The organism is Tolumonas osonensis, from assembly GCF_014202415.1.
Classification (GTDB): domain Bacteria; phylum Pseudomonadota; class Gammaproteobacteria; order Enterobacterales; family Aeromonadaceae; genus Tolumonas; species Tolumonas osonensis.
The window spans coordinates 68,381-92,509 of record NZ_JACHGR010000005.1; the positions used below are offsets into that span (position 1 = coordinate 68,381).

18 protein-coding genes and 2 tRNA genes are annotated in these 24,129 nt (G+C 50.6%); 6 read left to right on the forward strand and 14 right to left on the reverse strand.

What is annotated here, in order from left to right; genetic code table 11:
• Positions 1 to 47 precede the first annotated feature (47 nt).
• Positions 48 to 1,100: a 3-deoxy-7-phosphoheptulonate synthase AroG gene (aroG, locus tag HNR75_RS08030; protein WP_188026465.1), complete on the reverse strand. Its 1,053-nt coding sequence runs from the start codon at positions 1,098 to 1,100 to the stop codon at positions 48 to 50.
• 194 nt (positions 1,101 to 1,294) lie between these two features.
• Here aroG and HNR75_RS08035 point away from each other — a divergent pair, with 194 nt between their 5' ends.
• A complete protein-coding gene (locus HNR75_RS08035) occupies positions 1,295 to 2,665 on the forward strand; it encodes a DEAD/DEAH box helicase (RefSeq protein ID WP_246358816.1) in 1,371 nt (456 codons plus the stop codon).
• A 24-nt stretch (positions 2,666 to 2,689) separates the two neighbouring features.
• Here HNR75_RS08035 and HNR75_RS08040 read toward each other — a convergent pair whose 3' ends face one another.
• Genes HNR75_RS08040 through HNR75_RS08050 form a run of 3 tightly spaced genes read right to left on the reverse strand, consistent with a single transcriptional unit; the run spans position 2,690 to position 7,232 of the window.
• Positions 2,690 to 4,708, reverse strand: a complete 2,019-nt coding sequence (locus tag HNR75_RS08040) for a response regulator (protein ID WP_188026467.1) — start codon at positions 4,706 to 4,708, stop codon at positions 2,690 to 2,692.
• The gene (locus HNR75_RS08045) at positions 4,686 to 5,816 is read right to left on the reverse strand and encodes an FIST signal transduction protein (protein WP_188026468.1); all 1,131 of its coding nucleotides are present in this window, start codon (positions 5,814 to 5,816) and stop codon (positions 4,686 to 4,688) included. Before HNR75_RS08045 ends, HNR75_RS08040 begins: the two co-directional genes overlap by 23 nt.
• A 33-nt stretch (positions 5,817 to 5,849) precedes the next feature.
• Complete coding sequence (locus tag HNR75_RS08050; RefSeq protein WP_188026469.1) at positions 5,850 to 7,232, reverse strand: sigma-54-dependent transcriptional regulator; 1,383 nt, start codon at positions 7,230 to 7,232, stop codon at positions 5,850 to 5,852.
• 188 nt (positions 7,233 to 7,420) lie between these two features.
• Between HNR75_RS08050 and pabB the strand changes: the two genes are divergently transcribed.
• Both pabB and HNR75_RS08060 read left to right on the forward strand, forming a co-directional pair.
• Positions 7,421 to 8,740 (forward strand): aminodeoxychorismate synthase component I, encoded by a 1,320-nt coding sequence (gene pabB, locus HNR75_RS08055; RefSeq protein WP_246358818.1) that lies wholly within the window; start codon positions 7,421 to 7,423, stop codon positions 8,738 to 8,740.
• 1 nt (position 8,741) lies between these two features.
• Complete coding sequence (locus HNR75_RS08060) at positions 8,742 to 9,308, forward strand: CoA pyrophosphatase (protein WP_188026471.1); 567 nt, start codon at positions 8,742 to 8,744, stop codon at positions 9,306 to 9,308.
• A gap of 46 nt (positions 9,309 to 9,354) precedes the next feature.
• Here the strand turns inward: HNR75_RS08060 and HNR75_RS08065 are convergent.
• From HNR75_RS08065 to sohB, 4 genes are all read right to left on the reverse strand, one after another.
• A tRNA-Cys gene (locus HNR75_RS08065) sits at positions 9,355 to 9,428 on the reverse strand.
• 5 nt (positions 9,429 to 9,433) lie between these two features.
• Positions 9,434 to 9,509, reverse strand: a tRNA-Gly gene (locus HNR75_RS08070).
• A 124-nt stretch (positions 9,510 to 9,633) separates the two neighbouring features.
• The gene (gene topA, locus HNR75_RS08075) at positions 9,634 to 12,243 is read right to left on the reverse strand and encodes a type I DNA topoisomerase (protein ID WP_188026472.1); all 2,610 of its coding nucleotides are present in this window, start codon (positions 12,241 to 12,243) and stop codon (positions 9,634 to 9,636) included.
• Between the two features lie 156 nt (positions 12,244 to 12,399).
• Complete coding sequence (gene sohB, locus HNR75_RS08080; RefSeq protein WP_188026473.1) at positions 12,400 to 13,419, reverse strand: protease SohB; 1,020 nt, start codon at positions 13,417 to 13,419, stop codon at positions 12,400 to 12,402.
• 114 nt (positions 13,420 to 13,533) lie between these two features.
• Between sohB and HNR75_RS08085 the strand changes: the two genes are divergently transcribed.
• Complete coding sequence (locus HNR75_RS08085) at positions 13,534 to 14,490, forward strand: LysR family transcriptional regulator (RefSeq protein WP_188026474.1); 957 nt, start codon at positions 13,534 to 13,536, stop codon at positions 14,488 to 14,490.
• On the opposite strand, the gene HNR75_RS08090 is transcribed toward HNR75_RS08085, so the two are convergent.
• The gene (locus HNR75_RS08090; protein ID WP_188026475.1) at positions 14,477 to 15,646 is read right to left on the reverse strand and encodes a sugar efflux transporter; all 1,170 of its coding nucleotides are present in this window, start codon (positions 15,644 to 15,646) and stop codon (positions 14,477 to 14,479) included. The genes HNR75_RS08085 and HNR75_RS08090 overlap by 14 nt on opposite strands.
• An 86-nt stretch (positions 15,647 to 15,732) precedes the next feature.
• Here HNR75_RS08090 and HNR75_RS08095 point away from each other — a divergent pair, with 86 nt between their 5' ends.
• Both HNR75_RS08095 and HNR75_RS08100 read left to right on the forward strand, forming a co-directional pair.
• Positions 15,733 to 16,887, forward strand: a complete 1,155-nt coding sequence (locus HNR75_RS08095; RefSeq protein WP_188026476.1) for a MalY/PatB family protein — start codon at positions 15,733 to 15,735, stop codon at positions 16,885 to 16,887.
• A 50-nt stretch (positions 16,888 to 16,937) separates the two neighbouring features.
• The gene (locus HNR75_RS08100) at positions 16,938 to 17,933 is read left to right on the forward strand and encodes a TAXI family TRAP transporter solute-binding subunit (protein ID WP_188026477.1); all 996 of its coding nucleotides are present in this window, start codon (positions 16,938 to 16,940) and stop codon (positions 17,931 to 17,933) included.
• 79 nt (positions 17,934 to 18,012) lie between these two features.
• Here the strand turns inward: HNR75_RS08100 and tyrA are convergent, their stop codons facing one another.
• The 5 genes from tyrA to HNR75_RS08125 all read right to left on the reverse strand — a co-directional run bounded on the left by tyrA (position 18,013) and on the right by HNR75_RS08125 (position 24,101).
• On the reverse strand, positions 18,013 to 19,140 hold the full coding sequence (gene tyrA, locus HNR75_RS08105; RefSeq protein WP_188026478.1) for a bifunctional chorismate mutase/prephenate dehydrogenase: 1,128 nt from the start codon (positions 19,138 to 19,140) through the stop codon (positions 18,013 to 18,015).
• A 65-nt stretch (positions 19,141 to 19,205) separates the two neighbouring features.
• The gene (locus HNR75_RS08110) at positions 19,206 to 20,273 is read right to left on the reverse strand and encodes a 3-deoxy-7-phosphoheptulonate synthase (protein WP_188026479.1); all 1,068 of its coding nucleotides are present in this window, start codon (positions 20,271 to 20,273) and stop codon (positions 19,206 to 19,208) included.
• Positions 20,274 to 20,470: 197 nt separating this feature from the next.
• Entirely contained in the window at positions 20,471 to 21,436 is a 966-nt protein-coding gene (locus HNR75_RS08115; RefSeq protein WP_188026480.1) for an ABC transporter permease, read from the reverse strand.
• On the reverse strand, positions 21,436 to 22,542 hold the full coding sequence (locus HNR75_RS08120; RefSeq protein WP_188026481.1) for an ABC transporter permease: 1,107 nt from the start codon (positions 22,540 to 22,542) through the stop codon (positions 21,436 to 21,438). The genes HNR75_RS08115 and HNR75_RS08120 overlap by 1 nt, the downstream gene beginning before the upstream one ends.
• The gene (locus HNR75_RS08125) at positions 22,539 to 24,101 is read right to left on the reverse strand and encodes an ATP-binding cassette domain-containing protein (RefSeq protein WP_188026482.1); all 1,563 of its coding nucleotides are present in this window, start codon (positions 24,099 to 24,101) and stop codon (positions 22,539 to 22,541) included. The genes HNR75_RS08120 and HNR75_RS08125 overlap by 4 nt, the downstream gene beginning before the upstream one ends.
• Between the last annotated feature and the right edge of the window lie 28 nt (positions 24,102 to 24,129).

The following is a 24,129-nucleotide window of genomic DNA, read 5'->3' on the forward strand; positions in this document are numbered from 1 at the left end:
AAGCCCGCATTCCGGCGGGCTTCTCTTCGCATGCACATTAACGTGAATTAGCCACGGCGTGCTTTTACGGCTACCGCCAGCTGACGCAGCAAATTGGCAGTATCATCCCAGCCGATGCAGGCATCAGTGATACTTTGGCCACAGATCAGCTCCTGACCTTCAACCAGATCCTGACGACCTTCAACCAGATGACTCTCCACCATCACACCCATGATGTGGTGATTGCCGGACGCGATTTGACCACAGACATCAGCACACACTTCCATCTGTTTCTTGAACTGCTTGGAACTGTTGGCGTGGCTGAAGTCGATCATCATCTTGGTTGGCAGATCGGCTTTTTCCAGATCTTTCACTACTGCAGCAACATGTTTGGCACTGTAGTTTGGCTCTTTACCACCACGCAGGATGATATGGCAGTCTTTGTTGCCTTCAGTAGACACGATGGCTGAATGACCGAATTTGGTGACAGACAGGAAGTTGTGTGGCGCACCTGCCGCGCTGATCGCATCGATCGCGACTTTGGTGGTACCGTCAGTGCCGTTTTTGAAACCCACCGGGCAAGACAGACCGGAAGCCAGTTCACGGTGAACCTGAGATTCGGTAGTACGCGCACCGATAGCACCCCAGCTCATCAGATCCGCCATATACTGTGGCGTGATCATGTCGAGGAATTCGGTAGCTGTTGGCATACCCATATCATTCAGGTCCAACAGCAATTTACGGCCAATACGCAGACCGTCATTGATCTTATAGCTGTTATCCAGATACGGATCGTTGATCAGGCCTTTCCAACCAACTGTAGTACGCGGTTTTTCGAAATAAACGCGCATTACGATTTCCAGTTCGCCCTTCAGCTCGTCACGCATTGCCAGCAAACGCTTACCGTATTCGATAGCCACTTCCGGATCATGAATAGAGCAAGGACCAATCACGACCAGCAGACGATCATCCTGATCATTGAGAATATTATGAATCGCCTGACGGCTCTGAAACGCCGTCTGAGTGGCGGTTTCAGTCGCAGGATACCGCTCCAGCAGAGCAATCGGCGGTAATAATTCTTTAATCTCTTTAATCCTTACATCGTCTGTCTTATACATCATGACCTCTACGCTATTTTCATATACAGGCAATTCCTGTTTGCCCGTTTGTGGCGAATTAATCTAGTTAGATTGCCCCGCTACGTCAATCATATTGTGACTTTGTTCGCCCGGAACCCCGGCTCAGGGTATAATGATTAGAAATTTTATCTGTTGTTCCAACCAGGAGATTTACATTGCGCTTTGATGAACTAACGATGCACAAACGCTTAAAAGAGGCCATGGCGCATCTTGATTACACGGAGATGACCGAAGTACAGGCTCAGACTATCCCTTATGCGTTAATAGGGCGGGATCTTGCCGTGGCTTCCAGAACCGGATCCGGTAAAACACTGGCCTATCTGCTTCCGTTGATGCATCGGTTGTTAACCTCAAGAGCGCTTTCAACCCGCGGCCCCCGCGCCCTGATTCTGGCGCCAACCCGGGAACTGGCAAAACAGGTCTATGCCCAGTTGCGTTTTCTGGTCGCCGGAACCCAAATCCACTGCAGTCTGGTGCTGGGTGGTGAAAACTTTAACGATCAGATCAAGGCACTGCGTAAAACGCCTCAGGTTCTGGTCGCGACACCTGGCCGTCTGGTCAACCATCTGGAAGCCCGTAGCTTCCTGTTCGATGGGGTTGAAATCCTGGTTCTGGATGAAGCGGATCGTATGCTTGATCTCGGATTTGCCGATGCGTTGAAATCTATCCACTCGGCAGCCTCGCACCGTTTACGCCAGACCTGGTTATTCTCGGCCACGCTGCACCACAAGGCCGTTGAAATGCTGTCCGGCTATATCCTGAAAGCACCGCAGACCATTTCTATTGGTGAAATGCACGCGGTTCATGCGGATATCAACGAAGTATTCTATTTATGTGATCATCTGGATCATAAACAGGCATTGCTGCAGCATCTGCTGTCCCAGCCTGATTATCAGCAATCGATTGTGTTTCTCGCCACGCGTGAAGATACCGAGCGTCTGGCCAGTCACTACAGCAGCCTGAATATCCCGGCACTGGCATTATCCGGTGACATGAAGCAAGCGCAGCGTAATCAGGTGATTGATCAGTTCTCCCGCGGCCATGCCAAAGTGTTGTTTACCACCGATGTCGCGGCCCGTGGTCTTGACTTGCTGCATGTCTCGCTGGTGGTGAACTTTGATATGCCTAAGCAGGCTGAAGAATATATCCACCGTATCGGACGTACGGGTCGTGCCGGTAATCAGGGTACGGCGGTCTCACTGATCAGTCCGAAAGACTGGGGCTCTTTCCAGAATCTGCTGACATTACAGCGTCGGGAAATAACATTCAGTGTGATTGAAGGTCTTGAAGGTAAGTTCAAAGGCGTACTGGCACCGAAGAACAAGAAATTCTCCGGCAAGGAACTGCATCCGCTGGCAGCAGCAAAAGCGGCGCAGGGTAAGCGGACCGTCAATAAGAAAGGCGGACCGGCCGCCAGAAAAGGACCCGGACGTAAAAGCGAAGCCTGGGAACGCGATACCGATGGTTTTGCACCGGTGCGCCGCAAGGCCCCGGCGGAAAACAACTACACCGATAACGATACTGGTAACGAGACAGAAGCCGAGTAATTGTTTCGGCAGCCGGTTAAGTTGTTAGCCTAACCGGCTGTGTAACGCCTGCCATGAGGCTTCAGCAACATTGGTCGTTGCCTGCAGTAATGCCGCAATGTGTGGCTTTGACTCCCGGCAAGCAATTTCAAGCTGACCACACATATCCTGCAATGCCACCGCCCCCAGCGCACCAGCGCTGCTTTTTACCGCATGAGCCCGTTTCGCGGCAGCGGCCGAATCTCCTTGCGGGATCAATTGTGCCATGGCATCAAAATGCTCCCGGCTTTCCTGCAGGAAAATGATAACCAGCTGTCTGAACAAGTCCGGACTGATATCATTGAGCAGAGTCTGAATAATGTGCTCGTCAAGAATCGGCTTCGTTGTGCCAATCATGGTAACGGGCGGCGGCAGTGTCTCAGTAACAGTCCCCGTGTCTTTGCTCAATGTCCATTTTTTCAGCAATGAGTAGAGTTGTTCCCGCTGTAGTGGCTTACTCAGGTAATCATTCATTCCGGCTTCCAGACAGGCTTCCCGATCATGGGCAAACGCATGCGCCGTCATCGCCAGAATCGGCAATGTCTGATATTTGCCGCCCAGAGCCCGGATCCGCCGGGTCGCTTCCAGACCATCCATTCCCGGCATGGAAACGTCCATCAGCACAATATCAAAATCAGCCTGCTGAACCTTTTCGAGTGACTCATAGCCGTTATTGGCAATGGTTAGCCGGCAGCCCGTTTTTTCCAGCATGGCCGTTGCCACCATCTGATTAGTCTGGCTATCTTCCACCAGCAAGACATTGACAGGCTGTAGCCCGGAGCTATCCGTCCTGCTCTGTTCATGCACGGTGCCATTGGTTCTGACCGGCAAGGTAAACCAGAAGGTGCTGCCAACACCCGGCACCGAATGGCAGCCAATTTTTCCGCCCATCAGCATGACCAGTCTTGCCGCAATCGCCAATCCCAGACCAGAACCACCAAACCGGCGATCCAGATTCGTATCAACCTGAGAAAACTCCTGAAATAACCGTTGCTGATCCTGTTCTGAAATACCGATCCCGGTATCGCTGATATGGAAAATCATCATGGGCACATTACCGGCTCTCTGTTGCTCCTTTGGCAACATCTTCACCGTCACGCTGACACTGCCCTTTTCCGTGAATTTAATCGCGTTCGCCAGGAGGTTTTGTAATATCTGACGCAACCGGGAAGGATCTGCGGCAATGACTTCAGGAACATCGTCGCCGATACTCAGCCCGAAATAGAGTTTTTTCAGCGCTGCATCTTTCTCAAACAAGGATGCCAGCCCGTCCAGCAGATCATGCAGTCTGAACGATGTCGTCACCAGCTCCAGCCGGCCAGCCTCTATCCGGGAAAAATCCAGTACATCATTCACCAGCTGTAGTAGCGAACGGCCACCTTCGCAAACACCCTGGATTAATTTTCGTTGCCGGTCATCCAGCTTCGTTTCCAGCAACAGTTCTGACAGATTGATAACCGCATTCAGCGGGGTTCTGATCTCATGACTCATCGTCGCCAGAAAATGGCTTTTCGCCTTATTGGCGGCCTGAGCCTCATCTCTGGCCTGAATCATGCTCTGCTGTGCCAGCTTCAGCCGCTGATACTGGCGACAACTGACTAACGCCAGTGCTAGCTTATTGACCAGCGGCTGGATTTCCCTGAGCAAGCCATCGCGGAACTGGGTGCTGCGGCCCAGTAATAATGCGCCGAAATCCTGTACCGGCCAGGCATAATAGTAGAGTCCGGTCGACTCAAAATGACACAGGGGAACAGGTAAGGGTTCATGAACGGTCAGGCATTCTACCGAGCGGTTAATAGCCTGGTGCAGATGATGATTACGGACAGCTGCCCGCGGTAAAATATAAGTAGGGGTATAAAACTCATCCTGCTCATCCCGCAGTAACACCGCTGCGGTCGCACATCCCAGTCCACGCAGAAAAACCGGAATGCACTCTGCCAGCATGTTCTCCATTTCAATACTCTCGCCAATCGACATGGCGATTTCATGTAATACTTCCTGCTCAATTAGTCCCTGACGTATCACTGGCCAGTAATCCTACTACCGAAGTTTTGTTATAAAGTTCCAGATAATCATAGCCACAGTTGGCTATTTCACCCACCGTCAGAGCACCGGCAAGCGGAACCCCCGGCATAGACACATTGGAGATCTCCCGGGCAAATAATTCCCCCAGAAACAGAACGCGGGAAATACAATCCATAAACAGCATCAGATTCGGTGCCCGCCCCTTCAGATTCTCAGCCGCTTTCTGACGGGCTCTTCCAGCTGCAGCCGAAACATAGTCCGGCTTCCCGTGCATCACATGCACATAAGATCCGCGGCGAACATCCCCGACACAGACAATACGCTGACCATTGAGCGCGATAGGATCCCGGATAACCAGTTCATCGGCGAGTTTTGCAATACCAAACGGATATGCCCGTGCTATTTCCGAAAAAGGTATTTCAGAAAAACGAATGCCGGAATGATCTTCAACTACATTACGGTACACATCAATCGCAGGGCGCCAGTCAATGGAGATAATCTCATTACCTTCCACTTCAGTGACCTTGAACGCCCGGGAGATGGATTGCCAGCCATGTGCGACCCCGATACCACTCGGGACATCTGCCATGACTAACACCGCCGCATCAGACAGAATCCCCTGCGGAGTGATCACACAGGGTTGATTCAGCTTTTTCAGGGAGCCACAGCCACCGCCAATGTAGTTTATCTCCAGACCATACTGGTTAAACAAACCATCAATAAGTCGCTGTACCCCCGAACTCATACCATGAACGAAAGTAAACAACGTACCCCGTCCGGTATTCTGCCAGGGAAGCTGTCTTTGTAATTCGGCCTCCATCTGGCCGTTTTTACTTAACTCGGGAATGACCGCCATACTATACGGACAGGAGAATCCGATAAGCACAATGCCGCTCGCCAGCAGCGATTTGTCATACAGGACATAAGGGAAGACACCGCCGATAACAGGCTTTGAATTGGTCACCAGCAGATGATTGATCTTTTCATGAGCAATATCTGTTTGTACCGCCAGCAGCATCATAATGAACCGGATCTCCGGATCATCATTTAACGCCTGCAATTCAAGCTGCAACTGAGCAACGCCAGCCGATACCAGCACACATTTCATAACCCCGACTCCGTCTTACACTTATGCAGGCCTTCAGTTTGACTGCCAGGCCAGCCTTTTGCGATATATGGTAGAGGGACTCAGTTCCAGCAATGCCGCCGCCTGCGGAATGTTACCTGAACACGCCGCTATCGCATTTTCAATGGTTTCCTTTTCTACCAGCCACATCGGGCGGATAGCATCAGCACTGCTGACAGCCACCGGCGCAGAGGTAATGGCCTGAGCAACAGGAACAGTGACCGGCACCGTATTCAGCGGAGGCGGGAACATGGCAGGCAGTACCTTCTCCCCATCATGCAGAACCACAATATTGCGGACGACATTCTGTAATTGTCTGACATTTCCGGGCCACTCATAGTTCAGCAACATCTGCGCTGATTCCGGGCTGAAATCGGTGAAATGCTTGTTTTCCTCTTCGGCGAACTGACGAAGAAAACGGCGGGCGATCGCCAGTACATCCTCACCTCGTTCACGTAACGGTGGCAGGTTTACCGGAATAACATGCAGCCGGTAATATAAATCTTCCCGGAAACGGCCAGCTTTAACCTCTGCGATCGGGTCACGGTTGGTTGCACAGACAAAACGAACATCCACCGTCTCCAGTTTGCTCCCCCCGACGCGCTGGAAAGTTCCGGTCTGAATAAACCGTAGCAATTTAGCCTGCAGATCCAGCTCCATTTCACAGATTTCATCCAGGAACAGCGTTCCCCCGTCAGCACGGGCCGCCGCCCCTTCGCGATCTGCCTGGGCACCAGTGAATGCGCCTTTGACATGACCAAAAATTTCACTTTCGATCAGATCCCGGGGGATCGCGGCACAGTTCAGCACCACCAGCGGTTTATCTTTCCGCGGACTGATTTTATGCAGGGTTTCGGCACAGACTTCCTTGCCGGTACCACTCTCCCCGGTAATAAAGACGGTCGCCTTGCTGGGCGCCGCACTTTCCAGAATACGGTATACCGACTGCATTTGCAGTGAACTGCCGATGAACCCGCCAAAACCGGACAAATCGTAGTTTGCCCGGTAGATATCAACCAATGAGGTCAATTGCTGATGTTTGGCCGCATTGCGCACGGTCGTGCACAAACGCTTGCCATCAAAAGGTTTGGTCAGAAAATCAAATGCACTATGCCGCATCGCCTCAACGGCAATGTCAACCGAGCCGTGAGCAGTGATGACCACCACACTGGTGGGCAGCCCTTGTTCACTGACATAACGCAGCAAGTCCATACCATCCATATCAGGAAGTTCAAGATCCAGCAGCAGCACCTGTGGCGGCTGTTCCTTTAAGGCATCCAGACCTTCTTTGCCAAAGCGGAATGCCCTGATGTCATAGGATTCTGCACGCAAATAATCCTGATAGAGCATGGACAGCATTTCGCTGTCTTCTACCAGATAAACCAGTGGACTCGTCATTCTTGTTCTCTTCGTTATTCTAGTGTGATACCCAGATCGGCAGTTGCAAATGATTAGAATTATTCGTTACCAAAGCTCTCTTATGATACGCTTTGCGCATCTCTCCTGCTATGTAACATCGTGTTTTCTATCACATGTCTTCAACATTTAGCTTAAAAACTTTTCCGATTCAATCGACAACACAGCAGATGTTCTCAAAAATTGCACATCTGCCATGGTCAGTGTTACTTGAATCTGCTAATCCTGACCATATTGATAACCGATTTGATATCTTCTCTGCTGATCCAGTTGCCACCGTACAGACCACGGGAAACCAAACCACCGTGACGGAAGGTGAACAAAAGATCAGTTATGCCGATCGTTCACCGTTGCAACTTTTGAAAGACGTGCAGCAACGCGTGCTGGGTTCAGACCCCGGCTACCAGGATGAACTCCCGTTTACTGGCGGCAGCATTGGTTTGCTCGGCTATGACCTGGGCCGGCAATTCGAAAAACTGCCTGAGCAGGCTTCAAGGGATATTGATTTACCTGATCTGGCAGTCGGCATTTATGACTGGGCATGGATCATCGATCATAAAACCGGACAAGCGCATTTTCTGGTTTGTGGTTCGCAAACTGACTTGGAACACCGCTGGGAATGGTGGCAACAGCAGGTAACAAGAAATAGTGAGACATTCGAATTAAAATCCAGCTGGAAATCGAATCTGTCGCAACAGGAATATACGGAGCGCTTTAATGCGATCCAGCGTTATCTGCGGGCCGGCGATTGTTATCAGATCAATCTGACCCAACGTTTTCAGGCTGAATACAGTGGCGATGAATGGCAGGCCTATTGCCTGTTATCACAAGTCAATCAGGCGCCTTTTTCCGCCTTTATGCGCCTCCCGGACGCAGCTATTCTCAGTTTATCACCGGAGCGTTTTCTGGCACTGAATCAGCAGCATGTGGAGACCAAGCCAATCAAGGGAACCCGCCCCCGTTATGCTGATCCCATCGCCGATCAGGCCAGTATTACAGCATTACAACAATCTCCCAAAGACCGGGCGGAAAACCTGATGATCGTTGATCTACTGCGTAATGATATCGGCCGCGTTTGTAAGCCAGGAACAGTCCGGGTGCCGAAATTGTTTGATATTGAATCGTTCAAGGCAGTGCATCATATGGTCTCGACCGTCACCGGTACGCTGGCTGATGAATACGGTGCAACCGAACTGCTGCAGGCCTGCTTTCCGGGCGGTTCCATTACCGGCGCGCCCAAGGTCCGAGCCATGCAGATTATTGAAGAACTGGAACCTCATCGCCGTTCTGCTTATTGCGGTAGTATGTTCTATATCAGTCGGCATGGCCGGATGGATTCAAGTATTACCATCCGCACACTGATTGCCTGGCAGCATCAATTGTATGTCTGGGCTGGTGGTGGCATCGTTGCCGACTCTGATGCCGACGCCGAATATCAGGAAACATTTGATAAGCTGGCCAGAATTCTGCCGATACTGGAAAAACGCTGATATGGACCGAGCCGGGCATTTTCTTAACCGCTTTGTATTGCAAACCGTTCACCAGGAGCGAACGGACAAACCATCGCAGATCCGTGATGCAGCCGTCATTATCCCGCTGATACAACGTCCCGAAGGCTGGTTTGTGCTATTCACCCAGCGTAGCTGGCAGTTACGGCATCATCCTGGTCAGATCTGCTTTCCGGGCGGCAGAAAAGACAGCGGTGATTCATCACTACAGATGACCGGTCTGAGGGAAATGGAAGAAGAACTAGGCATTCCAGCCAGCCAGGTTGACATTATCGGTGAACTGGCTGGAGGGCAAACGCTCACCGGTTATCAGATCCATCCCTATCTTGCGCGGTTACATACCCCTTTCATACTTTCTCCGGCCCAGGCGGAAGTAGCCGCAGTGTTTGAACTGCCACTGAGCACATTACTTGATATCAGGAACTACCATTCATTAATGATCGTCCGGAACAATAAACCACATAAGATCATCGGTCTCACCGTGAATGGCTGGTTTGTATGGGGAGCAACGGCACGAATGCTTTATCAGCTGGCGAAACAATATGGCTGACGGACGATTATTTTTCAGATGAAAATCAGGATAAGAAAAGAAAATCTGGAGGCGCGTCCCGGAGTCGAACCGGGCTAGACGGATTTGCAATCCGCTACATAACCGCTTTGTTAACGCGCCATATTTGGAGCGGGAAACGAGACTCGAACTCGCGACCCTAACCTTGGCAAGGTTATGCTCTACCAACTGAGCTATTCCCGCTTTAATGATGTGTTGCCTTGGCAACGGGGCGCATTATACGCAGAGGCAGAGTGAAGGCAAAATACTTTTTACAGAACAATGAACTGACTGCTTAGTATTTCCGCACTTCACTCCTGATTGATGATTACTTGGCCTTTCCGGCAGAAACCTGCCACAGGCCGTTTGCATAATAAGCCGCCCAGCCGGTCGCTTTGCCTTCTACCTCGGAAGCCACATACTGCTCTTTGGTTTTACGGCTGAAACGAACCACGGTCGGATTACCCTGCGGATCGGCCACCGGTGCTTCGGCCAGATACCGGTGTTTCGGCGCTAACCGATCTTTAAACCGGACCAGCTCAGAAACCAGAGGCGCGCGTGTTTCCCGTGATTTCGGGAAGGTACTGGCCGCCAGGAACAGACCCGCAGCGCCGTCACGTAGTACAAAATGCGCATCCGATTTGCTGCATTTCAGTTCCGGCAATGGCACAGGATCTTCTTTTGGCGGGGCTACATCGCCATTTTTCAGGATCTTCCGCGTGTTCTTGCACTCCGGATTGGTACACGCCATAAACTTGCCAAAACGGCCTGTTTTCAGCTGCATATCCGCACCGCAACGATCACATTCGACCACCGGGCCATCGTAACCTTTCAGGCGGAAATTACCTGTTTCAATTTCATACCCGTCACAGTCCGGATTATTACCGCAAATATGGATCTTGCGGGTTGCATCCAGTACGTAGGAATCCATTGCGGTACCGCATTTCTTGCAACGGTGCATCGCACGCAGCGCATCAACTTCACCATCCTCGGAGTCTGCAGCAATAAACTCATCACCCGGAACCAGGTTAATCGTCTGTTTGCAACGCTCTTTCGGTGGTAACGCATAACCGGAACAACCCAGGAATACCCCGGTCGACGCAGTACGGATGCCCATTTTGCGGCCACAGGTCGGACAATCGATATCCGTCAGCACCATCTGGTTACTGCGCATACCGCCGGCCTCGCCTTCCGCTTTCTGTAGATCGGCTTTGAACTCGGCGTAAAACTCATCCAGCTGCTTATGCCAGTCCAGTTTGCCCTGAGCAATATTATCCAGTGAGTTTTCCATCTGCGCGGTGAAGTCGTAACTCATCAGATCAGTAAAGCTCTCGACCAGACGATCCGTAACGATTTCGCCCATCTTTTCTGCATAGAAACGACGGTTTTCCACCTTCACATAACCCCGATCCTGAATCGTGGAAATGATTGATGCATACGTGGATGGACGGCCGATACCGCGTTTTTCCAGTTCTTTAACCAGCGCCGCTTCAGTAAAACGTGCTGGTGGTTTGGTAAAGTGCTGTTTTGGATCCAGTTTGACCAGTTGCAGGATATCGCCGGCATTAACTGCAGGTAACTCAATATCGTCACCTTTGCGTCCCATCGGCGGTAAAGCTTTGGTCCAGCCAGCGAAACGCAGAATACGGCCTTTCGCTTTCAATTCAAAATCAGCCGCCGTGACAGTCAGCGTGCTGGTGTCATATTGTGCTGGTGTCATCTGACAGGCAACAAACTGACGCCAGATCAGGTCATACAGACGAACCGCATCCGCTTCCATATCTTTCAGTGCATCGGCTTTCACTTCCACATTCGATGGACGGATCGCTTCGTGCGCTTCCTGGGCATTGGCTTTAGCCCCGTAAGTCAGCGGATCTTTCGGCAGATATTTTTTGCCGAACTGCTGTTCAATATATTCACGAACCGCGACGACAGCTTCCTGACTCAAATTAGTTGAGTCGGTACGCATATAGGTAATATGCCCGGCTTCGTACAGACGCTGTGCCATCATCATGGTCTTTTTCACACCGAAACCAAGGCGCGTACTGGCAGCCTGCTGTAAAGTCGATGTGATGAATGGCGCCGAAGGCTTGCTACTGGTCGGTTTATCTTCGCGATCACGGACCTGATAGGCAGCATTTTTCAATGTCTGCACTGCAGCCATCGCTTGCTGTTCGTTCTTCGGATCGAACGCTTTGCCTTGCTGCGAAGTAACCTGCAGTCGCAGCGCTTCGCGGGTTGGTGTCTGTGTATCGGCGTGAATATCCCAGTACTCTTCCGGTACAAAGGCTTTAATCTCACGCTCTTTTTCAACAATCAGACGCAGTGCAACGGATTGAACACGGCCGGCAGAAAGTCCGCGGGCGATTTTTTTCCATAACAGCGGCGAAACCATATAGCCAACCACACGGTCCAGAAAACGGCGGGCCTGCTGCGCGTTCACGCGTTCGATATTCAGTAGTCCCGGATGGGAAAACGCTTCCTGAATGGCTGTCTTGGTAATTTCGTTGAAGACCACGCGTTTAAAACGGGACTCATCGCCGCCAATCAGCTCACGCAGATGCCAGGCAATGGCTTCCCCTTCTCTATCCAAGTCGGTTGCGAGATAGATGGTATCGGCCTGCGCCGCTAAAGTACGGAGTTCCGCAACAACTTTTTCTTTACCGGGAAGCACTTCATAGCGGGCTTTCCAGCCATGTTCCGGATCAATCCCCATCCGTGACACCAGAGACGAATATTCTTTTTGCGCTTTATCAGCAGCACTGGCTTTCGTGCCTTTTTTCGCTCCTGCTTTATCGGCTGAAGGAGATGCGCTGCCACTCGTAGGCAGATCTCTGACATGACCAACACTGGATTTGACGACAAAGTCTTTACCCAGATATTTATTGATTGTTTTGGCTTTTGCCGGGGACTCTACAATGACCAGTGCTTTGCCCATATGACCGACGATTTCCTTATTAACACGCAAAATTAAGCAAATTTAATAGCTTCGCCCGGCGTCAGGCGAAGTCTCTTCTTTTTATAAAATGGTTGGAGCTTCGGTGATAATCAACTTTTATTTACAGTAAAACTGCAAAATTCTCATTTTTAGCCATCAGAACGGAATCTTACAGGTCTCAATGACACGATATATCGCCTTTTCTACGGCCAGTGACGCGGCATGAGAAAAACGATCGGCGAGCCCTTTTTTGTTGTGCCAGGTCACTTTGATCACCTGTTTATTCTCAAACTGAGACAACAGATAATCGTCGCTGGTACGTAATTCATCCACCAGGCCCAGCTTCTTCGCTTCCGCCGCCAGCCAGTGTTCACCGGTTGCAATCTGCTCAATATCCATCCGCGGACGATGTTCACTCACAAACTGTTTAAACTGCTGATGTACCGTTTCCAGTTCCGCCTTGAATTTCTCACGGGCCTTATCATCATTCTCACCGAAGATGGTCAAGGTACGTTTGAATTGCCCTGCAGTATGCAACTCGACATCAACATCGTGTTTTTTCAGCAAGCGGTTAAAGTTAGGCAATTGCGCGACGACACCGATAGAACCCACGATGGCAAAAGGTGCGGCAAGGATCTTCTGCGCCACACAAGCCATCATATAACCACCACTGGCAGCGACTTTATCAATGGACACGGTGAGGAACAAACCCCGGTCCCGGATCCGCTGTAACTGGGATGCTCCCAGTCCGTAGCCATGAACGACACCGCCACCTGACTCCACGCGCACCAGCACTTCATCATCACTTTTGGCCATGGTTAAAACCGCCGAGATTTCCTCACGCAGTGATGACACTTCACGGGCATCCATTCCACCTTTAAAATCAATCAGAAACAGACGAGGCTTGACCGAATCAGACGCATTTTTCTTTTGAGCTTTGGCTTCTTTTTTCTGTTGCTTCGCAAAAGCTTTCAGCTGATCTTTCGTCAGCAAGGATTCTGTCAGATGCTGTTTGTTCTGCTGATAATCAGCGGACAAATCCGTAATTTCCAATGAGCCTTTGCGTACTTTATGTCGTGCAATTGTTGTTATGATTGCGATCACACCCAAAACAATCACGAGGACAAGTGTGATACTCTTGGCAGCGAATAAACCATACTCATAAATAAATGCCATTCATGCTCTCCTGAAAATGAAAAACTGTTGCATTCTACGCGGTTAGACTAGCAGACAAAATCACTTCCGGGTGACTGGTTCAGAGACGGCAATAAAATTATTGGAGACGATTCAATGTTTCGTCCTAAAAGTACACTGGAACAATGGCGCATATTTCAGGCAGTGGTTGAGCATGGTGGCTATGCTCAGGCAGCCGAAAAGCTCAACAAAAGTCAGTCATCCCTCAATCATGCCGTTGCAAAACTGCAACAGACGCTTGGGGTGGCATTGCTTGAAGTCCGTGGTCGGAAAGCCTATCTGACGGACGCCGGTGACATGTTTTTACGCCGGGCCAAACTGCTGAATCAACAGATGCAGGAACTGGAGTTGCTGGCGCACAACATTCATCAGGGATGGGAAGCCGAAATCCGTCTGGCCATTGAATTAGTCCATCCCCGCCGTCCACTGAATCGCGCATTACAAAATTATTATCCGCTCTCCCGTGGTACTCATCTACAGATGTTCGATTCCGTACTGAGCGGAACGCTGGAATATATTCATGAACAAAAGGCCGATATTGTTATCTCCGGCCATGTACCCAAGGGATTTCTGGCCGAACCACTGGCTGAGGTCACTCTCTTGCCGGTTTGTCATATACAGCATCCGCTAGCGCTGGAAAAAGGGATGCTGAGCCCGGATGAACTCAGTCAGCAACTGCAGATAGTGATCCGCGATACCGCGAAGAATCCGAAAGAATTAACAGGTTGGCTGAAAGCCGAACAACGCTGGACCGTCACCAGCTTTCATGAAGCCATCGAAGTGTTACTGACCGGAATGGGATTTGCCTGGTTACCCCAGCATCTGGTGGAAGGTTTTATTCAGCGCCAGCAACTACACCGTATTTCTTTACGCGAAGGTAACGAACGTAAATTTTTCACGCATCTGATTGTTCCGGCACCGGATCGGCTGGGACCAAGCGCAAATTGTCTTCTGGAGTGTCTACGGCTCTCTCACCCGCTGACTGCGAGTTACTGGCTGAACAACAAGAAAGCAACCGCCGTTGAGCTGACGCCTCCTACTACAATGAGCTGATCCGCCATAATGCGAGCAATGCGCAAAGAGATAATCCAAGCGCACAGATAAATACCCCGTCAAACTGAAACCATTCCACAATAGTACCCGCCAGCATACCGGCGACAATGCCGCCGCAGCGGATACTATTGCTGAATAGCGTCGACGCCTGGCCAGCATAGCCCGGCAATAGATCCTGGAAACAGGTCATACCTATCCCGGCCAGAATGCCAATGAACAGGGCATTTAATATCTGCGCCAGAAACAGCACCGATGGTTGCTGCGACAAAAGCAGGACCACATAGAACGCCACCGCAGACATGCCGGATATCAGCATGAGTTTGCGATTGCCAATACGCAGGCTATAACGGCCTGCGAGCAGCATCACCGGTATTTCCAGTCCGGCAGCTAACCCCATCAGCCATCCGGCCAGCCCTTGCGACCAGTGCAGTGCCTTGCTGATATAAAGCGGCATCGTGATTAGATACATGCTATTGCAGGTCCATAGGAGAAAAGAACTCAGAAACAGCAATAACAGGCGCCGGTTCTGCCAGATATTACCCGATGAGGTCAGCTTGGCAGCAGCTTGTCTTGGGATCACCGGCAGATACCGCGCCATGATCACGACGCACAATAAATACAAAACAGCGACGCCGGCAAACAGACGGGTAAAGTCAAAATGCGCGACAATGAAAAAAGCCAGCGGCGGACCGATCACCCAGGCCAGCGAGAACTGCGCACGCATAACGGTACCGAACGTCACCGCCTGCTTATTCTCGGCATCCGTATATTCCCGGGCCAATGCGTAGAGTTGTGGTGTAATGGAACCACAGACACTCATCAGCACAATGCCCAGACTGATCAGCACGCCAAAATGACGATCAAAGGCATATAACAGACTCCCCAGAATACCGGCTATACCACAAATAATGATCAAGGGTTTCCGGTTAGTGAGATTGTCTGAATACCTAGCCAGTATCTGTCCGATAATGATCCCCATCACCGCATTTGCAGTAAAAAATGCTCCTATCAGTAATGGTCTGACCTTTAATTCATCGCTGAGAAACAAGCTCAACACCGGAACAAGAAACGCTATAGCCAGACCGGTCAGAAATGTCACGCCCATAAAGCTCATTTCAACCGGGTTTCGCATGAAAGCGGGTAATAAACGTTTCATTTGCTTTTGTTTCTCCTTGCACCACTCCGAAATTCACCCTAGAGTGACCATTCTTTGATATTGCTCATTAATGACAGGGATGCAGCATGTTTGATTTCGATAAGCAGATTGATCGCCGCGGTACAAACAGCCTGAAATGGAACAAATATAAAGATCAGGATGTTATTCCGTTATGGGTAGCTGATACCGACTTCATGGCACCACAGGGTGTCATCGATGCATTGCATCAGCGCGTTGCTCATGGCGTCTTCGGTTATAGCCGTCCATCCCCGCGCCTGATCGAGCTGATTATTGAAAGAATGCAGCAGCGGTATGGGTGGAAAATTGAACCCGAGTGGCTGTTATTCATGCCTGGTGTGGTACCGGGCCTAAATTTTGGCATCAAAGCATGGTGTCGTCCGGATCAGCATGTTATCACACCTAAACCGGTGTATTACCCATTTCTTCATGCGCCTGAATATAACGAACGCCCCGTCAGCCACTTACCAATGCAGTTGGTAGACAACCGCTGGTTGCCGGATTATGAGCAACTGGAACAGTTGGCAAAAACAGCGGATGTCCTGCTGTTATGTAATCCGCATAATCCGGGTGGTACCGTATTTACCCGTGATGAACTGCAACGTATTGCTGACATAGCGATTCGCCACGATTTGATCGTGATTTCAGATGAAATCCATTGCGACCTGCTACTGGAACCAGGAGCACAACATATTCCGTTTGCGTCACTTTCACCTGAAGCCGCAGCCCGCAGTGCAGTTCTGATGGCACCAAGCAAGACATTTAATATTGCCGGCTTATGCAGCTCCTTTGCAATCATTCCGGATAGCCGCCTGCGCTTTAAACTGCAGCAGGCGATGCGCGGATTAATGGCAGACAACAATCTGATTGGACTGGTTGCCGCCGAAGCTGCCTATGAGTATGGTGACGAATGGTTACAGGCCCAGCTGGTATACCTGCGGGCTAACCGGGATTTAGTGGAACAAACACTGGGCTCTATTCCGGGTATCAAAATTGCCAAACTGGAAGCGACCTATCTGGCATGGATTGATGTTTCCGGCTTAGGAATGGAAGACCCTATCGCCGCATTTGAAGCCGGTGGCGTTGGTTTATCACCTGGCGCACAGTTTGGGGACAAAAATTTTGTCCGCCTCAATTTCGGCTGCAGCAGAGCTTTACTGCAGCAGGCCCTGGAGCGGATGGTAAAAGTGATTCAAATGACACGGCTGGCGGTTCAGAAATAAAACAGGGATAATCCCGCTTTTGCATATGAACAATAACCATAGGAAAAACTATGTCTTGCATGCGTTTATGTGGCGTATCTCTGACAAATGCACTGACATGGATGTGTCTCACATTGGGAATCAGCAGTAGTGCCTCAGCAGCAACGCCTGTCAGTCTGACCATAGCGACCGGAAATGTTTCCGGCGTTTACTATCCGGCCGGCGGCGCCATTTGCCGGCAGATAAATAAAAGTCAGAGACAGCATATGCTGCGTTGCTCTGTCACTACCAGCGAAGGTTCCGTGGCAAATATTCAGAAGCTCCGTAACAAAGAAGTGCCTTTGGCGCTGGTTCAGTCAAATATTCAGCAGTACGCATTTACCGGTACAGCTGGATTTGCGCAGAACGGAGCAATGCCTCAGTTAAGAGCGCTATTCAGCCTCTACCCAGAAGCATTTACTTTGATTGCCCGTCAGGACAGCAATATCGCTCGGTTTTCCGATTTGAAGGGGAAACGGGTAGATATCGGCAATACCGGATCAGGTGAGCATGCAACCATGCAACTGTTACTGCCGTTATTCAACTGGAAACTAACCGATTTTTCTGTGCTTTCAGGCCTGAATGCGGATGAACGGGCGCAGGCACTCTGTGATAACCAGATCGATGCTTTTGTTTATATCGTTGGCCACCCTAACGGCGCTATCAGAGAAGCAACGAACAGCTGTGATACCCGGTTGATCTCCTTCTCTCCGGAGGAAATCAAGACCATTCTTTCTTCTTATCCGGAATATCATGCCATGACCATCCCCGGTGGACTGTACCAGGGAAACGATAATGATATTAATACGTTTGGCGTTACATCTACGTTGCTGACTACTGAAGATCTGGATGAAGAAACTGCTTACCAGATCGTAAAAGCCACGATGGAAAATCTGACACAACTGGAACGCAGTCATCCGGCATTAAGAGGGCTTAAACCGGAAACAATGGCCACCGAAGGCCTGACCGTACCACTGCATCCCGGCGCACTGCGCTATTACCGGGAACATAACATTCCGGTGAAATAATTCCTTTGAGTCAAGATAAAAAAGAGAGGCCAGCAAATGCTGACCTCTTTTTTTATCTTTTTTCAGACTGATTGCTGAATCAGTCGTGATGACGACGATCACTGGCCTGCGCCAGCAGTTGCTTACTCTCTCTGAGGAATTGCTGTGCATAATCGCCGAAGTACGCTGCAACTTCCTTGAAATGGGAAATAAAGACCTGCTTATCACCTTTTTCCAGTCGCTGAATAGCTTCGCCCATACGCTGATGATAACGACGGATAAGCTGCAGATTCTGTTCGGATGACAAAATAATATCGGCATACAAAGCCGGATCCTGCGCGAAGAGTCGCCCTACCATGGCTAGTTCCAACCGATAAATCGGAGAACTCAGCGCCAGCAGACACTTGATATCCGCTTTTTCTTCAAATAAATGATAGCCATACGCATAGGTGGTGAAATGACGCAGAGCCTGAATAAAGCTCATCGCATCATCATGTTCTTTAGCTGTCACACTTTGCAGACGAGCACCCCAGATCTGCATCTGTTCCAGTAACCACTGATACTGTTCTGCACCGCGGCCATCACAGCAGACAATCACCTGCTTCGCCAGGCTGGCCACATCCGGACCAAACATCGGGTGCAGGCCCAGAACCGGCCCTTTATGCGCAGCCAGCATATGCTGCAATGGCTTCTGCTTGATACTGGTGATGTCAACCAGCAGACAATCCGCCGGTAAATGAGTCAGACGGTCGATGATCTGACAGGAAATATCAATCGGTACCGCCACCAGAACCACACTAGCCCCTGCCAACAGGGTATCTGCTTGTTCCCAGTCGTCTTTTTCCAGGATATCAACCTGATAGCCGGAAAGGCGGAACATCTGGACAAACAGGCGCCCCAGTTGTCCCTGGCCACCGACCACAACAATACGCCGCAGCTCAGGCTTGACACACTTGAAACCAGAGTCATTTTCACTACTGTAGGATTCACGCATAACGCGGCGCAGTACATCTTCAATCAGATCAGCCGGAATTCCTGCGGCTTCCGCTTCCGCTCTGCGACTGGCCAGCATCGCAGCTTCACGCTCCGGAGCATAAACAGGTATACCATACCGGCTTTTAACTTCCCCTACTCCGGCAACCAATTTCAGACGCTGTGCCAGAAGATCAACCAGTTGCTTGTCGACGTGATCAATCTGATCACGCAACGCATTCAGCTCTTCATTCATCCGTATGCTTCCATTAAAAAAACTCCGGCCTTAAGGCCGGAGTACATTATGCATTGTGTTCAGGCTCAGAGTCGATCTCTCAAAGGCTCTTTCAGCTCTTCGTAGCAGCCTGCCAGCAGTTTTTCTGTCGCATGCCAGTCAATACAGGCATCGGTAATCGATACACCGTACGCCATATCGCATTTTGGCTGTTCACTGGACTGACTGCCTTCCCCGATGTTGGACTCCAGCATAATACCAATGATGGATTTATTGCCATCCTGAATCTGACGGATCACGTTTTCAGCGACCAGCGGTTGCAAGCGGTGGTTTTTGTTGGAGTTACCATGGCTGCAGTCTACAACCAGACACGCAGGTAGTTTCGCCTTCGCCAGTTCCTGTTCAGCCAGAGCAACATTTACAGAATCATAGTTCGGCTGTTTACCGCCACGCAGGATGACATGGCCATCCGGATTACCCTGGGTCTGCAGCAGCGCCACCTGGCCTTGCTGGTTGATACCCATGAAAGTATGCGAAGAAGAGGCGGCTTTCAGTGCATTGATGGCTGTATCCAGATTACCATCGGTGCCGTTTTTGAAACCAACCGGCATAGACAGACCGGATGCCATTTCGCGGTGTGTCTGAGATTCAGTGGTACGCGCACCGATAGCAGACCAGCTGAACAGATCGGCCAGATATTGCGGGCTGATCGGATCCAGCGCTTCAGTCGCCAGCGGCAGACGCAGTTCACCTAACCAGGAAAGCAATTCACGCGCTTTTTGCAGACCCAGTTCGATATCAAATGTGCCATCCAGATTAGGGTCATTGATAAAGCCTTTCCAGCCGACGGTGGTACGTGGTTTTTCAAAATACACACGCATTACGATATACAGAGTGTCAGCATATTTGTCATGCAGCGCTTTCAGACGAGTGGCGTAGTCTTTCGCTGCTTCCATATCATGGATAGAACAAGGGCCGCAGATCACCAGCAGACGATGATCTTTATGATGAACGATATCAGAAATCTGACGACGTGCGTCGGCGATGAAAGTCAGCGTTTCGTCTGACACAGGCACTTTCGCTTTCAGCTCTTCCGGCGTCAGTAGTACTTTTTCTGATTGGATGTGAATATTATTCAGTAAATCTTTCTGCATGATGGCACCACTCTGTAAACCTTTCTTTACACCAACACTGCATCCTGAATTTTAATCTCGTATTGACATAATTCTGAATTAGCATTAGCTCCGATGACAAAATACCAGTCTCAGCTATTTTTGCAAGTCCTAAACATCAGATAAAAAAGAGCAACCCAAAGGTTGCTCTTCACAGGAACGAAATGAGACAGAAAGGGTTATTCCCTTTCCTTCACGTATGCCGTCCCCAGCGCTTTCGGGGCAATGGCTTTACCAATAAATCCGGCCAGCAGGAATACCGTCAGCACATATGGTAAGGCTTCAATGAACTGAACCGGAATGGTATGTCCGGCAATTTCAACACCTTGCAGGCGGATCGCCAGCGCATCCAGAAAACCGAACAGCAGGCAGGCACTCATGGCTGGCCACGGGCGCCATTTACCAAACACCAGGGCCGCCAGTGCCATATAGCCTTTACCAGCACTCATATTAGGAATGAATTGCGCGGTCTGAGCCATAGAGAGATAGACGCCACCCAATCCGGCCAGCAATCCACAGATCAAGATGGCGCTGTAACGCATACGGATGACAGAGATCCCGGCGGTATCAACCGCCGCCGGCGCTTCCCCAACGGCTCGCAGACGTAATCCAAACCGGGTGCGGTATAAAACCCACCATGCGGCGGGTACCGCAAGAAAGGCCATATATTCCAGGACAGTGTGGCCACTCAGCAACTCGGAATAGAGCTGACCGATCACCGGAACATCAAACAATTCCTTTTCAAACGGGAAATGCAGCGGCGCAAACCGGGCATCGCCATCCAGCGCCGGCGTTTGTCCACCCTGATCAAACCAGTAACGCCCCAGCGTCACCGTGAGACCAGCCGCCAGAATGTTCACCGCCATACCACTGACAACCTGATCGCCACGGTGAGTAATCGTTGCAAAACCATGCAGTAAAGACATGGCGATGGATACCACCACACCAGCCAGCAAGCCCTGAACTGCGGATCCCGTCATGGATGCCGTTGCGGCGCCGGCAAAAGCCGAAGCCAGCAAGTTACCTTCCAGACCGATATTAACCACACCAGAACGTTCACAGAACAAACCGGCCAGTACAGCAAAGATCAGCGGTGTCGCGACACGGATGGTGGAGTCCAGCATCAAGATTAATGTTTCGTACATTATTCAGCCTCCTGCTTACCGGCCAGCCGGAGATAAAGTGTTTCAAGCTTGGGTTTGAACATATGTTCCAGCGCACCGGAAAACAGAATCACCAGCCCCTGCAGTACCACCACGATGTTACGATCCACGCCATATTCAAAGCTGAGTTCTGCCCCACCCTGATACAGGAAACCAAACAACAAGCTTGCCAGGATGACGCCAACCGGATGATTACGGCCCATCAGCGCGACGGCAATCCCGGTAAAACCAAACCCTTCCACATAGTTCAGTTTGATCTGATGCAGTTCCCCCTGGATGACATTCAAAGCGAAGAAACCGGCCAGCATACCGGACATAACCATCGCGATGATTGTGACCCGGGAATAAGAAATACCTGCATAGCCGGCGGCATGCACGTTAGAACCGACTGAACGGATCTGATATCCCCAGCGGGTGTACCACAGAAATCCCCAGACAAAGACCGCACATAGCAAGGCCCAGATCAGACTGGCATTGACCGGACTCGCCGGTACTTCAATACCCATACCGGCCAGTATGGCATGCAGTTTGGGTAACCAGCTTGCCTCGGCAAAGACCGCACTCTCGGGCGCCATGGTAGTGGCCGGTTTCAGCACATCCACCAGCAGATACGCCATCAGCGATGAGGCAATAAAATTGAACATAATAGTTGTGATGACGATATGACTGCCACGCTTTGCCTGCAGATACGCCGGGATAAATGCCCAGGCGGCACCAAACAGACCGCCAGCCAGTAATGCCAGTGGCAACAATAGCCAGAAAGGCAATGTATTCCCCAGCCACAGACAAACCAGACCCACGCCCAGTCCGCCGACATAAGCTTGTCCTTCACCACCGATATTGAAGAGACCCGCGTGATAGGCTACGGCAACCGCCAGCCCGGTAAAAATAAAACCGGTGGCATAGTAAAGCGTAAAGCCAATCCCTTCGGCATAGCCAAACGCGCCTTCCCACATTACCTTCACTGCATCCAGTGGATTAATGTCAATGTAGTAAAACAGCAGCACAGACACGGCAAACGCCATTAAAAGATTAACCAGCGGAATTAATCCGACGTTGATCCAAAGCGGGATCCGTTGCTGACTCATACATGATCCCCTTGTTTAGCCTGTAAATGATCAGGAACAATATTGGCCATCATTAAACCCAGTGTTTTTTCATCCGCCTGTGCAGCAGATACTTCACCGACGATAGCGCCATCAAACATCACCAGAATACGATCGGCGAGTGAGAGAATTTCATCCAGCTCTACCGAGACCAGCAGCACGGCTTTGCCGGCATCACGCATTGCAATAATCTGTTTATGAATAAACTCTATTGCACCGATATCCACCCCACGGGTTGGCTGTCCTATCAGCAGTACATCAGGATTTTTTTCCACTTCCCGGGCAATAACCAGTTTCTGCTGATTCCCGCCGGAGAAATTGGCGGTTTTGAGTTGCGGATTCGCCGGACGGACGTCCCATTTATCCATCTTTTCCTGGCAATCACGCAGGATCGCATTTTTATCCTGCAATACACCCCGGTTGTACATCGAATGATTGTGATAGCCCAGAATGAAGGCTTCCTGCGCCGTAAACTTATTGATCAGCCCCATCTTGTGACGATCTTCCGGTACATGCGCCAGACCGTATTTGCGCATGGTCGCGGCATCGGCCGGCATATCGGCACCAATCTGGTGTTCACCGACCGAGAATGAGCCGCTGACCGGCTGAATAATACCGCTCAGTAATTCCAGCAGTTCCGACTGACCATTACCGGAAACCCCGGCAATGCCGACCACCTCACCGGCACGAACATGAAAGGAGACCGATTTAACCCGTTCTACCCCGTTGGCATCGATGTAACGCAACTTGTCTGCACGCAGCAATACATCCGCCGGGTGTGCTTCCTGCTTATCTACTTTGAGGCGAACCTTGCGACCCACCATCAGCTCGGCCAGGTCCTCACGCGAGGTTTCTTTCGTCGCAACATGCGCGACCATTTCGCCACGGCGCATGACTGATACCTGATCTGTTATCGCCATGATTTCACGCAATTTATGCGTGATCAGAATCACCGTGGTCCCCTGCTCTTTCAATTTCGCCAGAATAGCGAACAGGTGTTCCGCTTCCTGTGGAGTCAATACCCCGGTTGGCTCATCCAGAATCAGAATTTCGGCGCCACGATACAGCGCTTTCAGGATTTCAACCCGTTGCTGCAAGCCAACCGGCAGATCGCCGACATAAGTATCGAGCGGCACTTCCAGCCCATATTGCTCCGCCAGCTCTTTCAGTTTCTTTCTGGCGGAAGAAAGACTTGGCTCCAGCATCCAGCCCTGCTCAACACCCAGAATGATGTTTTCTAATACTGTGAAGGTATTTACCAGCATGAAGTGCTGATGAACCATACCGATACCGGCGGCAATCGCATCCTGCGATCCCTCGGGTTGATAAGGAACACCTTTGACTTTCATTTCACCGCTGTCCGCGTGATAAAAGCCATAGATGATGCTCATTAATGTCGATTTTCCCGCACCGTTCTCCCCAACGATGCCATGGATCGAGCCTCTCCGAACCTGTAAATCAATATGCTTATTGGCATGAACCTCACCAAATCGCTTATCAACACCACTCAGTTCTAACGCATATGAGTCTGATTGCGTCACAGTATATTTCCCAGGCCACAGGTTAATA

Bases quoted from the DNA above. Each gene is read 5' to 3' on its own strand.
- HNR75_RS08050 (WP_188026469.1), bottom strand. From the start codon at position 7,232: ATGACGAGTCCACTGGTTTATCTGGTAGAAGACAGCGAAATGCTGTCC.
- aroG (WP_188026465.1), bottom strand. From the start codon at position 1,100: ATGATGTATAAGACAGACGATGTAAGGATTAAAGAGATTAAAGAATTA.
- pabB (WP_246358818.1), top strand. From the start codon at position 7,421: ATGTTCTCAAAAATTGCACATCTGCCATGGTCAGTGTTACTTGAATCT.
- sohB (WP_188026473.1), bottom strand. From the start codon at position 13,419: ATGGCATTTATTTATGAGTATGGTTTATTCGCTGCCAAGAGTATCACA.
- HNR75_RS08045 (WP_188026468.1), bottom strand. From the start codon at position 5,816: ATGAAATGTGTGCTGGTATCGGCTGGCGTTGCTCAGTTGCAGCTTGAA.
- tyrA (WP_188026478.1), bottom strand. From the start codon at position 19,140: ATGAATGAAGAGCTGAATGCGTTGCGTGATCAGATTGATCACGTCGAC.
- HNR75_RS08060 (WP_188026471.1), top strand. From the start codon at position 8,742: ATGGACCGAGCCGGGCATTTTCTTAACCGCTTTGTATTGCAAACCGTT.
- HNR75_RS08110 (WP_188026479.1), bottom strand. From the start codon at position 20,273: ATGCAGAAAGATTTACTGAATAATATTCACATCCAATCAGAAAAAGTA.
- HNR75_RS08120 (WP_188026481.1), bottom strand. From the start codon at position 22,542: ATGAGTCAGCAACGGATCCCGCTTTGGATCAACGTCGGATTAATTCCG.
- HNR75_RS08035 (WP_246358816.1), top strand. From the start codon at position 1,295: ATGCACAAACGCTTAAAAGAGGCCATGGCGCATCTTGATTACACGGAG.
- topA (WP_188026472.1), bottom strand. From the start codon at position 12,243: ATGGGCAAAGCACTGGTCATTGTAGAGTCCCCGGCAAAAGCCAAAACA.
- HNR75_RS08095 (WP_188026476.1), top strand. From the start codon at position 15,733: ATGTTTGATTTCGATAAGCAGATTGATCGCCGCGGTACAAACAGCCTG.
- HNR75_RS08090 (WP_188026475.1), bottom strand. From the start codon at position 15,646: ATGAAACGTTTATTACCCGCTTTCATGCGAAACCCGGTTGAAATGAGC.
- HNR75_RS08115 (WP_188026480.1), bottom strand. From the start codon at position 21,436: ATGTACGAAACATTAATCTTGATGCTGGACTCCACCATCCGTGTCGCG.
- HNR75_RS08085 (WP_188026474.1), top strand. From the start codon at position 13,534: ATGTTTCGTCCTAAAAGTACACTGGAACAATGGCGCATATTTCAGGCA.
- HNR75_RS08100 (WP_188026477.1), top strand. From the start codon at position 16,938: ATGTCTTGCATGCGTTTATGTGGCGTATCTCTGACAAATGCACTGACA.